General features: G+C 51.6%; 15 protein-coding genes. 3 read left to right on the forward strand and 12 right to left on the reverse strand.

Going from position 1 to position 11,847, the window contains the following annotated elements; genetic code table 11:
• Positions 1–70: 70 nt before the first annotated feature.
• From FZE95_RS17885 to FZE95_RS17905, 5 genes are all read right to left on the reverse strand, one after another.
• Positions 71–1,357 carry a TolC family protein gene (locus FZE95_RS17885; RefSeq protein ID WP_150302182.1) on the reverse strand — a complete coding sequence of 429 codons (1,287 nt, stop codon included), beginning with the start codon at positions 1,355–1,357 and terminating at the stop codon, positions 71–73.
• Between the two features lie 28 nt (positions 1,358–1,385).
• The gene (locus FZE95_RS17890) at positions 1,386–2,801 is read right to left on the reverse strand and encodes a heavy metal sensor histidine kinase (RefSeq protein WP_150302183.1); all 1,416 of its coding nucleotides are present in this window, start codon (positions 2,799–2,801) and stop codon (positions 1,386–1,388) included.
• Complete coding sequence (locus FZE95_RS17895) at positions 2,798–3,472, reverse strand: heavy metal response regulator transcription factor (protein ID WP_150302198.1); 675 nt, start codon at positions 3,470–3,472, stop codon at positions 2,798–2,800. Before FZE95_RS17895 ends, FZE95_RS17890 begins: the two co-directional genes overlap by 4 nt.
• Before the next feature lie 130 nt (positions 3,473–3,602).
• Entirely contained in the window at positions 3,603–3,845 is a 243-nt protein-coding gene (locus FZE95_RS17900; RefSeq protein WP_150302184.1) for a hypothetical protein, read from the reverse strand.
• Between the two features lie 229 nt (positions 3,846–4,074).
• Positions 4,075–4,770 carry a cation transporter gene (locus FZE95_RS17905; protein ID WP_150302199.1) on the reverse strand — a complete coding sequence of 232 codons (696 nt, stop codon included), beginning with the start codon at positions 4,768–4,770 and terminating at the stop codon, positions 4,075–4,077.
• Positions 4,771–4,840: 70 nt separating this feature from the next.
• Between FZE95_RS17905 and FZE95_RS17910 the strand changes: the two genes are divergently transcribed.
• Positions 4,841–5,293: a MerR family transcriptional regulator gene (locus FZE95_RS17910; RefSeq protein ID WP_223825122.1), complete on the forward strand. Its 453-nt coding sequence runs from the start codon at positions 4,841–4,843 to the stop codon at positions 5,291–5,293.
• Here FZE95_RS17910 and FZE95_RS17915 read toward each other — a convergent pair.
• Positions 5,283–6,104, reverse strand: a complete 822-nt coding sequence (locus FZE95_RS17915; protein ID WP_371923568.1) for a cation transporter — start codon at positions 6,102–6,104, stop codon at positions 5,283–5,285. The two genes, FZE95_RS17910 and FZE95_RS17915, sit on opposite strands and share 11 nt — an antisense overlap.
• 172 nt (positions 6,105–6,276) lie before the next feature.
• Between FZE95_RS17915 and cadR the strand changes: the two genes are divergently transcribed.
• Positions 6,277–6,699 carry a Cd(II)/Pb(II)-responsive transcriptional regulator gene (cadR, locus tag FZE95_RS17920; RefSeq protein WP_150302187.1) on the forward strand — a complete coding sequence of 141 codons (423 nt, stop codon included), beginning with the start codon at positions 6,277–6,279 and terminating at the stop codon, positions 6,697–6,699.
• 355 nt (positions 6,700–7,054) lie between these two features.
• Here cadR and FZE95_RS17925 read toward each other — a convergent pair whose 3' ends face one another.
• The 5 genes from FZE95_RS17925 to FZE95_RS17945 form a co-directional block, all read right to left on the reverse strand.
• Complete coding sequence (locus FZE95_RS17925) at positions 7,055–7,732, reverse strand: hypothetical protein (protein ID WP_150302188.1); 678 nt, start codon at positions 7,730–7,732, stop codon at positions 7,055–7,057.
• Positions 7,733–7,838: 106 nt separating this feature from the next.
• Entirely contained in the window at positions 7,839–8,168 is a 330-nt protein-coding gene (locus tag FZE95_RS17930; protein ID WP_150302189.1) for a hypothetical protein, read from the reverse strand.
• A 22-nt stretch (positions 8,169–8,190) separates the two neighbouring features.
• Positions 8,191–8,451 (reverse strand): hypothetical protein, encoded by a 261-nt coding sequence (locus tag FZE95_RS17935; protein WP_150302190.1) that lies wholly within the window; start codon positions 8,449–8,451, stop codon positions 8,191–8,193.
• 811 nt (positions 8,452–9,262) lie between these two features.
• Positions 9,263–10,225 (reverse strand): tyrosine-type recombinase/integrase, encoded by a 963-nt coding sequence (locus FZE95_RS17940; RefSeq protein WP_163981811.1) that lies wholly within the window; start codon positions 10,223–10,225, stop codon positions 9,263–9,265.
• Positions 10,222–10,599 (reverse strand): DUF2513 domain-containing protein, encoded by a 378-nt coding sequence (locus FZE95_RS17945; RefSeq protein WP_150302191.1) that lies wholly within the window; start codon positions 10,597–10,599, stop codon positions 10,222–10,224. Before FZE95_RS17945 ends, FZE95_RS17940 begins: the two co-directional genes overlap by 4 nt.
• A 156-nt stretch (positions 10,600–10,755) precedes the next feature.
• Between FZE95_RS17945 and FZE95_RS17950 the strand changes: the two genes are divergently transcribed.
• Positions 10,756–11,370: a hypothetical protein gene (locus FZE95_RS17950; RefSeq protein WP_150302192.1), complete on the forward strand. Its 615-nt coding sequence runs from the start codon at positions 10,756–10,758 to the stop codon at positions 11,368–11,370.
• 197 nt (positions 11,371–11,567) lie between these two features.
• Here FZE95_RS17950 and FZE95_RS19835 read toward each other — a convergent pair.
• Positions 11,568–11,847 (reverse strand): hypothetical protein (locus FZE95_RS19835; protein WP_223825123.1); only part of this gene is annotated, 280 nt, incomplete at its 5' end.

The following is an 11,847-nucleotide window of genomic DNA, read 5'->3' on the forward strand; positions in this document are numbered from 1 at the left end:
TCGTTGATTAGCCCAAATGCAGTCGGCGCTCTCAACGCAGCTATAGCGGCCGTGTTTTTGTATAAGTTGATCATTTGGCTTCCAGCGGCTGACCTGTAAGCTGTTCGATCAGTGCCTGGTTCAACAATATCGATGACGCCGTTTCGATGAGCGAGAGGCGGGCAGATAGAAGATCAGCCTGAGCGGCGTTCCATTCCAGATAACTGTACCGGCCTCTTTCATAACCTTCTCGTGTTAAACGCAGGGCCTCAGTTAAATCAGGAATCATCTGTTTGTTCATGACCCGAAATGCTTCGAGATACTGTTTTCGTGTTTGGTAAGCTTCAAATAGTTGCGCACGCAGCCTGAGCAACGCATTATCTTTTCGATACAGTACTTGCTCCTGTGCGGCTAACGCAGACCGTACTTGTCCACGGTTTCGTTTACCTGAGAAAAGTGGGATCGATGCGCTGGCGACCACGGAGAAATCATTTGTTGCCTCCATACGGCGGGCGCCGACTGCCCAGCGAATATCGCTATCAGCCTGGCTTTGAGCCATTTGAACCTCTGCCTCTCGAACCCGCTGTTCGTTAGCGAACACTTCGATGTTCGGATTGTTCGCTATACGTTCGAATAGACTCTCGAAGCTGCCGGTGGCTTCGAATCGAAACAAATCGCCGTCTAGACGCGAGTAATCTGGTGTCATCTCTCCCCAGCTTGCTGCGAGATTCGCTTTTTGAACCTCGTAATTCGCCGTGAGATTTGCCTGCTCAATCCGGGATTCCGCAAGCGCAGCTTTCGCCCGGAAAACGTCCGCTTCAGATGTCGCGCCTTGCTGTGCGCGCCGCGCTACCGTTCCATAACTTGCTTCGGATATGTCAACGGCGTCAGCTGCGACGCGAATCTTTTCCTGAATAGCTAACGTAGAGATGAATGTCTGAGTGACTCTTCCGAGCAGATCCAGTACATCGGCCCGCCGTTCTGCTTCAACCAAATCATACTCGGCGTCGACAATGCCGATGCGGGCTTGGCGTTTCCCACCCATTTCCAGAACGGATGATAACGAGAGCGTGTATTCGGCAGTGTCGATCCCTTGCTCTCCACTCCCCACAATATCTTCTGCTTCCAGGCCCAACTCGTAAGCGGGTGGCTGGTCAGCGGTCATACGACTTCCGTCCAGCGCTCGGATACGAAGGTCGAAGATCGGCAGATCCGGATTGCGGGCAATGGCGTGAGATATAGCTTCGTCCAATGACAAAGAATTATCAGTCTGGGCATGCGCTGACGGGATTACTAGCCAAGCGATTATGATAGCGAAACACCATAATCCACACTGTTTGGATTTTTTTGGTTGGGCATCATCTGGTTCATCAAACATGCGTATTCTCCAAACTAGGTTGTCTCGGTTAGGACTGATTGTTTCGTTCCGGAGTAGAGCTTCTGAACCACAACTGGAATGTGGTAGGACCCGCGGTGTCCGATTGTACAGTTACACTGCCTTGATGAATCTGCATGATCGAACGGACAATGGAGAGACCCAGCCCTGTCCCTCCTTCGTCACGTGAGCGCCCGCTATCCACGCGATAAAATCGCTTGAATATCGCTTCAGTGTGCTCTTCGGGTATACCGGGGCCATCATTTGTCACAGACAACACGATAGATTGACCTTGGCTCGTGATGAGGGTTGGGATGTTGCTGCGGGGGGACGCATGTCTGATGGCATTCGATAATAAGTTCGATATAGCTCGTTGTACCATTAACCTGTCGCCCACGATAACGCCGTCTCCTTGGACCGTCAGCGATATTCCCTTTTCTTCAGCCATAATATTAAACAGGTCGACTATCTGCTCAGCCTCCCTTCTTAGCGATATCTGATCTGCCAGATCAGCTGAATCCGACTGAAGAGCTTGCGAAAGGTAAAGCATGTCTGAAACAATCCGAGATATTCTGCCAAGCTCTTCTACACATGATTCCAGCGTTTCTTTGTATTCTGAGGATGATCTGTCTCGAGAAAGAGCCACCTGCGCTTTACCCATTAGATTAGTAATTGGAGATCGCAATTCATGGGCCAGATCATCCGAAAAATCAGAAAGTTGTTGCACGCCGCCCTCAAGCCTTCCCAACATGAAGTTTACGCTGTCTGCTAGCTCTTTAAGCTCCACGGGCAGACCAGAGGTTGTTATTCTTCCATCAAGATCATTTGTGGTAACGATGGAAGTCAGTTCTCTGAAGTTACTCAGTGGAGCCATTCCTCGTCGGGCAATCCACGAGGACCCGAACCCAATTAATACAAGGAACAGCGGCACCGCTAATATGGTTGAATTGAGGTATGCACCAAGCAATTCGGAATCATCGGAACGATCACTGAAGAGTACCAGCAGAAAACTCTCATTGCTCCCAGCGATGCGCACAGTGCTAGATTTTACCAGCGCCTTAATGCCGAGATGAGTGAACCGATTTTTATATGTATCAAGTTCGGCGGTACAAGCACTGCCAGTTAACAACTCTCTTGGCACCGAGCCAATCGTAAAAGTTAGTTTATTCAGCCTTTGAGCATCGCATACCAGCAGGCCTAGATCAGGGTGACCGGACACTAAGTCGCCCAGCGGGTGTGAGATAGTATCTTTAACAAGCGACGGGTTTGACTCTGATATGACATGTTCTATTTGATTTAACTTTTGTTCTAACCTGGACTCCGCAATTATTCCCAGCTGATTGCGCAGCGTCATCCAGGATTGACTGAATATCAAAATAACGAGAATTGATCCCATAATACCTACAGACAATCCGATTCGCAGCGACAAACTCAAAGGCTTGGTCATCCGCGATCCTCAAGAACATACCCTACCCCACGCAGGGTGTGGATTAGCTTCCTGTCAAAGGGTTCGTCTATTTTGGCGCGCAACCTTCGGACAGAGACGTCAACTACGTTAGTATCACAATCGAAGTTAATGTCCCATATTAACGAAATTATTTGAGTCCTGGTCATAACGACACCGGCATTTCGCATGAGTAACTGTAACAAGGAGAACTCCTTGACAGTCAGACCGATGCGCTGCCCTGCTCGGTATGCACGATGTCTAGCGGGATCAACCTCAAGGTCCGCCACTTTCAGAGAGCCGGTTTCAGTCAGTTTCTCACTTCGCCTTAGAAGCGATCTAATTCTTGCCAGCAATTCAGGGAATTCGAAGGGCTTAACCAGATAATCATCTGCACCAAGGTCCAACCCTTTCACCTTGTTCGACAGCCTGCCGCTAGCAGTTAACATCATTACTCGCGCATCGCTAGTGCGGCGAATATCCTCCAATATCGACCAACCGTCCATGCCAGGCAAATTTACGTCCAGTATTACTAAAGCATACTGCTGGTTTTTGAACAGGTGTATTCCATCCGTTCCCGTTAAAGCGTAGTCAACTGTGTAACCAGATTCGCTTAGACCTTGTTGCAAATATTCGGCTGTCTTCAATTCGTCTTCGATGATCAAGACTCGCATCGTTGCACCTTTTTGGCCTTTCATTTTCGTGTTCTGATGCGTGGGCGTTGCTAGTTGTAAAAAAAGGCGCCCAAAGGCGCCTAAAACATCTCTTGTTGAAGGAGTAACTACCCAAGAGATGAAACTGAAGTTATCTATTTTCCGGATCTGATTTTTTTGTCGTTTTCAAGAATAAATCATCATTATTCAGGATACGCTGCTTACGCTCTTTTACTTCATTCCCCTTACGCTCATCAAGAGGCAGACCATATCCGTGACGATCGGCAAGCATCGTCCTCAATTTCAAGCTTCCATCTTCTGCCTGTACTGCTGTGCCGGCTCCAATCAGGACGAAAGCCATGCTAAATACGGTCATCATTTTGCGATATGTCATAGCGCCCTCGGCTTGGCATTGGTTATGAATTCCATGCCGCTATTATGCAGTTCAAGTCTGACGAGAGGATTAGCCTTAAATGACAATCTTGTCATTTAAGGCTAATGGCTACGTTTTTTTTCCGAATGAGCTCCCCGAGGCGCGATCCCCCCTTCTGCCGAAGCTTTGTTTAGCAGATTGAGACGCACTGACTTCATCTGTCGCCATGATGAATAAGACCGCAGCGACATCACCGCCTTGTGCATTGATCACCGTCGTTCTCTGTCTTCGCATCCGTCGAACCCGTCCCACAGCAACCGCCTAACTGGTCAGCGCGACCGCGCCACTGTGGCCAAGCATCCCGCCCGACCTGCACGGAAGAGTGCAAGTACAGAAGCGCGAGTCCCACCCCAACGATCAGGTCCGGCCACCGCGACTGGGTCAGCATAACTAGCCCGGCCGCGCCTAGCACGCTTAGGTTGGCGATAACATCGTTTCGCGAGCACAACCAAGTCGAGCTCATATTAATGTCGTCGCTGCGGTGGCTATAGAGCAACGCCAGGCAGCTCAGGTTGGCGGCGAGCGCAATAAGACCGATCAGACCCATCCAGCCCGCCTCCGGCACCACGCCGAGGAAACTCTTACGGATGGCTTCACCGATAATTAAGATGCTGAATAGTAAAAGAAAGCCACTTTTGAAAAGGGCAGCCCCCGCCCGGGCGCGAGTGCCACGGTGCAGCACGAAAAGCGAGATGGCATAAACCAGGGTATCGCCGAACATGTCTAGCGAATCGCCGAGCAAGGCGGTCGAGTTCACGACCCAGCCGGCCGTAAACTCGACAACGAACATAACAGCGTTTATGGCAAGCACGATGTAGAGCACCCGGCTCTGCTTCTCACGCAGTTTGGCAAGCTCACTGCCCTTGCTGTCGCAGCAATCATCCATTGTCAAACCCTCTTCCAAGATAACGTTCGATGTTAGAATGCAGGTTATAGTGACTATAAGGTCAAGCGGCATGACAACGGAACGGAGCAGTTCGACACACTACACGGTCGGTCAGCTGGCGAAGGCCACCGACACAAAGGCCGTAACGGTCCGGTACTACGAGGGCTTGGGGTTATTGCCTCCGGCCGGCCGCTCCGCCGCCGGCTACCGTCTCTACACGGATAAGGAGCACGATCGTCTGCTCTTCATCCGGCGTAGCCGTGCACTCGGTTTCAGTCTCAATGATATTCGTGTGCTTCTCGGGTTTGCTGACCGGCGCGAAGCTTCCTGTGCGGCACTCGATGCCAAGGTGCAAGAGCAGCTCGAACAGGTTCGGATGCGTCTTCGTGATCTGCATGCGATGGAGCGTGAACTTCAACGCTTAAGCGCGTGCTGCGAAGGCGGTGTCATCAATGACTGTAGAATTGTTGAATCTTTATCCGGGCGCGCCCAAGGCGCCACTCCACTCTTTATCACGCCTTGAGCGCCAAAATGCGCCGGGCACCGTTGAGGACGATAAGACCCACAATCGTGCCTATAACCAGATCCGGGTAGCTGGAGCCCGTCCAGGCGACCAATGCACCTGCGGTGATGACGCCCAGATTGATCAGCACGTCATTGGCTGAAAATATCCAGCTGGCCTTCATATGCACGCCGCCCTCACGATGCTTGAATATCAGCAACAGGCAAACGGTGTTGGCGATTAATGCAATGAAGGCAGCGATCATCATGATCAGGGACTCAGGTTCACTGCCAACCAGGAAACGGCGCATTACCTCTATCAACACGCCAAGGGCCAAGACCAGCTGGAGCACGCCAGCAACATGAGCGGCGCGTGTTTGCAACCGCAAACTGCGGCCTACGGCATAGAGGGCAAGACCATAGACGGCTGCGTCGGCAAACATGTCCAGCGAGTCAGCAATCAGCCCAGTAGACTGGGCGATCAAGCCTGCGGTCATTTCGGCTACGAACATGATCGCATTGATGCCGAGCAACCAGCGTAGAGTGCCGGACTCTTGAGCGTCCGAGGATGCAGAGGATATGGCAGCCGTGACCGTCCCTGTGTCGGCAGTGCTCGTTTCCTGGAGAGATGCACCCAGCCCCAGGGTCGTCAGTTTTGCCGTTATGGGCTCAACCTCCCCATCGTGCACGACCGTCAATCGTCGATTCGACAAATCAAAGGAGAGCGCTCGAATGTTATGAAAACTATTCAGCGCCAAGCGGATCATTCGTTCTTCCGAGGGGCAGTCCATCTTCGGCACGGCAAAGACGCTAACTGACGCATCGCCGGACATCAGCGTATCGGGGTCAGTTGCAGACGTCGCATCACCACCACACGAGTCACCACGATCTTTTCCCACGGTACGCCTCCAGTTCGAGCAGAAATAGAATTGTGATAGTTAAAACCATGTAGTAACTATAAGGTCAAGGGAGCGGGATTATCAGTTGAGATTTGGAGTAAGCGCGATGCGTATTGGTCAGTTAGCGGAGGCAGCGGGTATCGACACCCAAACAATTCGTTTCTACGAGCGGCAGGGCCTGCTTGAACCGCCAAGTCGGCAGGAAAATGGTTACCGTATCTATACCGAGCGACATGCCAAACGGCTCGCTTTCATTCGTCGCTGCCGAATCCTGAACCTGTCACTGGCAGAGATTCATGACCTCCAAAGCTATAAGGACGATCCTCACCAGCCTTGTGCAGCGGTGAACACGATGCTCGATGACCACATTGTTCATGTGCGATCGCAGATAACTGCTCTACATGAACTTGAGAGACAGCTTGTTGCACTGAGAGGGCGTTGCTCGGATAAGCGCGAAGCAACCGATTGTGGGATCTTGGCGGGAATCGGTGAAGGAAGCGAACCGGCTGACAATTGTCAACGCAATTAAAGTAGATAGGATTGATTATTTAGTCGGTATATTATTGTTTTATATAGGTTTACAAAAATTGGCCTGCACATTGACATAGAGAACGATATGGGAAAAGAGCCGGGGATGGGAATCCCGCCGGAACAGATGCCTCAATCCGGGTTACTAGATGACCGGAGAGCGCGACCTCGCCGATGATAACTGCCTGGTTCATAGCAATCCCTATACTGTTCATTCATACAGTATAGGACGGCAATGCCTCTCGGTTCTAGGGTTGTCGTCCTGCAAACGATGGATTGCTACTGATAGGGCCTTCAGCGCACCCTAGAAACGGAAAAGCCCGGCATAGAGCCGGGCTGTAATGCTGACTGGACGCTTAGAAGGCGTATGTGAGGCCTACACGAACAAGCGGATAATACTGAAGCCTGTCCAACTGGTCCTCGACGTCACGCTCTTCGTTTCGCGCTGCCTCGTTGAGTCTGTTGCGGATAAAGGGGCTCGCATTGTCGGCCCCTGAAGCCCGTACGGTCGCATCCGGACGCCCCAGGAACATCACACCGAGGTCCGCATTCACTGACAAGGCGCTGCCCTTGAAGGTGTTGCCATAGCCCACACCCAGGTACGGAGCGATCCGCCTAACCTCAACCTCAGCGTCTACCTGCCCAACTGTATCGGCTGTGAAGACGTATCCGCCGATCTCAACCAGTCCGTTTACGTTCGGATTTCCGCTACCAGTGAAGTCATTGTTATTGAACATCACACCACCTGTAAGGCGGAATCCTGAATCGAATGGGAAGTAATCTACCAGCGCTTCGACACTGCTCATTTTTAGGTCGAAATCATAATCGTAGTAATCAACAGTGGCGTCGTCACTATAGTCGAGGTGATTTGCCATTGCGCGGAGATTAATACGATCATTGAGTTTGTAGGTAGCACCTATGCCTACACCAGTACTACCGCCGTAGACGCCCAGCGCGATATTGTTCTCAGCGAGTGCGGTATTTGATGCTGCGATGGCTGAAATGATGGTAAGTGCTAAAGCGCATTTTTTCATGTGTCATGCTCCATATGGACAGTTGCTTTGATATACATATACAACTGTCGCATATAAATCACAGAACCCAATGCTATAAATCACGTAATTTCGGCTTTTTATCGCTTTACTGGAAGCTATTGGTTAGGCTGTACATATAACCAAAAGCACTCAAGACGATTCCCGCTAACGCGACCAATAACTCTATAACATCTATTTTATTCAGTCTCTTATTTTCAGAATGTACTGTTTCTCTGGTGGCCAAGTACCATGCTGTAAGTAACATACCTGCGAATGTACATATAGCACCAACGCCTTTAACGTCGTCTTTATTAAATGCGTATATTGCACCACCGATAGCGAAGGGCACAGCAATCCAGAAAAAGTGCCTCACAACCAAACGGCCAAATTCCAACAAAGACCCATCTGTGTTTCCATTATCCACGGATTTCGTCATGCTCCTCCCTCTGCTCAGTTGATTATCGTTTGATAGGGCCAAGCAGGCTTGCGGCCGACATTGCCTGCGCTGATTCACGCTCAATTACCTGCAGCGCCTTTGCGGCGTCATCGGACATGCCGCTGTCGACTAGGTTGGCCAGGATGGTTAGGCCTCCAAGCATCCAGAACGCCGATGAAATCGCTTCGTTACGCTCGGGCGCTTCTGGGCGCACAAGCGACATGCGCAGCTCCTGGAGCTGGTATTTCGCCTGCTCGACGATCGTCTCTTCTAGCTTTGTCATGCTGCTTCTCTCTGCCCTTGTTAATGACCGTCCCGAATGAGGCCCAGCCGTTGATGTTGTGAGCCCGCTCGGCGGCTTGCTCTCTCTTGCATAGATGGAGGTTAATATCGTTTTTTACAAACCCAAGGCCATCAGGCGTTATGGATTGCTCACCCTCCAGCGCCCCGGGTTACATGCGTTAATCGCCGCGCTCAGCGGCTTAGTGATTGTTACTGGATACTCTGTTATAGGCTGCAACCTGTGCATTATTTCTGAGGAAAAGAAACGTCCCTGAAGCGCATCGCACTGCACACAGCCGTTCGAGATGTACGATCCAGCCTCTGTTTTGCTGAATCGCTGCTGAACCTGCCCTACCTTCCAGGGGTGCAGGGAATCAGGGATCAGCTCGGGCAGTATGTGCTCAGGTATCTCGTCTATCCTGAAATAGGCCACATCCCCGCTTTCCTGGCTGGGACATAGCTCGATGTGATCAAGCAGGTTGGTCCACTCGCTACACTTCCAGCACTTCACGAAAGCACCCGACAACTTTGCCGTCGCGGTCGTGTCTGGCTGGATGCAGCGAACCAAAACCTCTGCTTGAGCGCAGCCCGTAGCAGTTTTGGCACGCTGATGGTTTCTTCCCCCGCCTGCCGCCAGTAGAGGAACTAACTAACGGGAAATTTTGACGAAATAGCGATGCTTATATGCCCCCGGAGGCTAGCCTGCCTGGTCCTTGGGCCACAACTTTTCGCTGCATCTAAAAATTAACGATAAAATACGTTATCGTTTTTAGACGATTGCCTACCGCACCACCCAATGCGGGTTTCAAGGCTTAAAGATGAATCCGTTCGATTTCATCAAGGCTGATTTCGTCTCGGCGTCGGTCGTACAGTTGTGTGGTGCGCGTTGACGCATGATTGGCCATAGCAGCAGCGTTTTCCAAGGTGCCCCCGTTCTTTAGATAAGCCGTGATTCCTGTTGCCCTAAAGGTGTGATTGCCTATCCGTGTCTGAATCCCGGCCGCCTGTGCACGTCGACGTACCATAGCGTGGGCATTGGCCTGGGGCAGCGTATGGGAGCTCAGTTGCCCGGTGCCGCGGCCGATGGTGCGAAACAACGGCCCTTTCGGATCGTTTTCAATCCCTGTCTCTATTAGGTACGCGTGCAAATACTCCTCCAATGAGTGGTGACAGGGCATGGCATGTTGCTTTCCCCCTTTTTCCCGCAGCCGTATCCACAGCCTCCGATTTTGTGTGTAGACATCCTCGACCTTCATGCCCAGTGCCGCGCCAATACGCGCAAACGAAAACACCATCAGGGCGATCAAGGCTCGATCACGAAGGCCTGCCGGCGTGCTGACATCAATGCTGTCCAGCAGCTGTCTGGCTTCAGATGGATCGAGCACCGGGGTTTTACCTGTGCGGGAAGTATGACGAGGCCCGCGCACCGATGAGGCTGGGTTATGGGGCACAACCTGGCCTACCACCAGCCAGTCAAACAGATGTCGGAGAGCGGCCAGCCGCTGTTTCACCGAGGGGGCGGCCAGCGTTTGCAACTGTAATTCTATCCAGGCCGACACATGCAGCGGGGCCACCGACGCAAGGCTGGATACGCCGCCCTCGGCGCACCAGGCTAGGAAGTCAGCGGTCGCACGGGCATACGCTCTCCGGGTATTAGCATTGCGGATATTAGCCGCGAAGAACTCAAGGAAGCACATGCTGGCCTGCTCGCCGGCGTGACTGACTAGCACTGGAACATTTGTCGAGAGGTTGGAAGACAGCACCAGACGGCTCATGGCAGATCGATCCCCAGCCTTTCCTTGATCAGCTGCTTACCAACCGACTTGCCTAACTCAAAAATCAACCCAAGACTGGCCACTCCTGCTTTCTCAGCGCCTGCTTTGGTACGTCGCCACACCTCGCCATCCCGCACGGTATCGAGAAATTCATGACCCTTGTAGGTCAGCCGCTTGGCTTTCCACACGGCAAATACATCAGCCAAGACGGAAGCATCCTGACCTACAAGTAATCCCGCTTCATGCAGCAACAGAACATGGTAGGAAATCTCTTGATCTGTGCGGTTTTCCAGCGAGAGCGTAATACTTTCACCGGGGCTGCTCGCTTCAACGGCCAGCAATATTTCGCGCACCAAGTCTTTGTCGAGTTTCATCTCAGGTACCCAAACATATATGTGATAAAGGACATTATCACATATATGAGCGCTGAAGCATCTTTAGATGCACGACTAGGTTTAAAGTTGAATTTTGTATTGATTCATATGTTAAATCATGAAATGATGCTTGTAGCTAACCAAAAGGAGCATCGCATGAACGACATCATTTCGCTGATCGAAAATTCCAAGAAATCCAAAAAAGAGCTGGTCGCGTCCACTGTGAGAATGCCCAAAGAACTGTATTCGTTCATCGAGGGGCTGGCGGACGAAATCGGGATCTCCAAACAGGAGGTCATGCTCAAGTTGTTGGAGAAAGGGGCCGCCATTGCGAAGGAAACCCTAGATGGCGCTGAAAAAACTGAAGCCGAGCTTAAAGAACCTTCAGTCAGCGGGTTTCACGTTCTGAACACGAACAAGGGCAATAACCTTGAAGACCATGAGTGGATGCTGGCAAATGGTGCCGCCGCCGCTTTCTACTCGCCCTGGAAATACAACATCGACCGGATCAAAAAAGATGACGTGGTGTTCTTGTATGAGAATGGCAAAGGCATCGTCGCCTACGGTCGGGGCACCGGAAAAGTTGAGATAGGCGATCACGATGGCGATAAAGACGAAACTCATTATCAGAAGCTGCAGGGCTTCAATGTCTTGGAGCGCCCTCTGCCCGCCGCCGAGCTCAAGAAAATCCTCGAGCGCAACATTGTTTTTCTGAGAACGATGTCAGGGATGCCCGACGGGCAGAAAGTGCTGGATCTGATTGCGGGGTAATATCGAGCCATGATCAAAAAATCCCGTCCAATCAGTGGAATTTTTTGTGGGTAACACCAGGCCCGACAGCGCGAGCTGGCACGTCGCGAGCAACATGTAAGTGTTGCGCGTGCTGGTTCGGCAGGGTGCGCAGGTCTTCGAGCCGGGCCAGGCCTGGGCCATACCGGTTTGTCGCATAACTTAGGATTATTGCGACGTTACACTGAGAACAAAGGTTGAACCTGCTCATTCATTTCAAGCAAACTCTGCATCACGACAGACGCTTCTTCATCGTTCGCGCCTGACAGAATGATTGCGCGCTCGCAGGCAGTAGTCCAATGGTAGCTAATCCCGTTAGATGGGTCTTCTGCAGAGTAGACTGCTACCCGAGCGAAGATGGCGGCTGCGGCCATATACTTACATTTCACGAGGCGATTCTTTAAGGCGTACGTCGCGTATGTCAACGACGGTTCAAATCTGACCCACTTATCGGCGATA

This window comes from Pseudomonas profundi, from assembly GCF_008638305.1.
In the GTDB taxonomy this organism is placed as follows: domain Bacteria; phylum Pseudomonadota; class Gammaproteobacteria; order Pseudomonadales; family Pseudomonadaceae; genus Halopseudomonas; species Halopseudomonas profundi.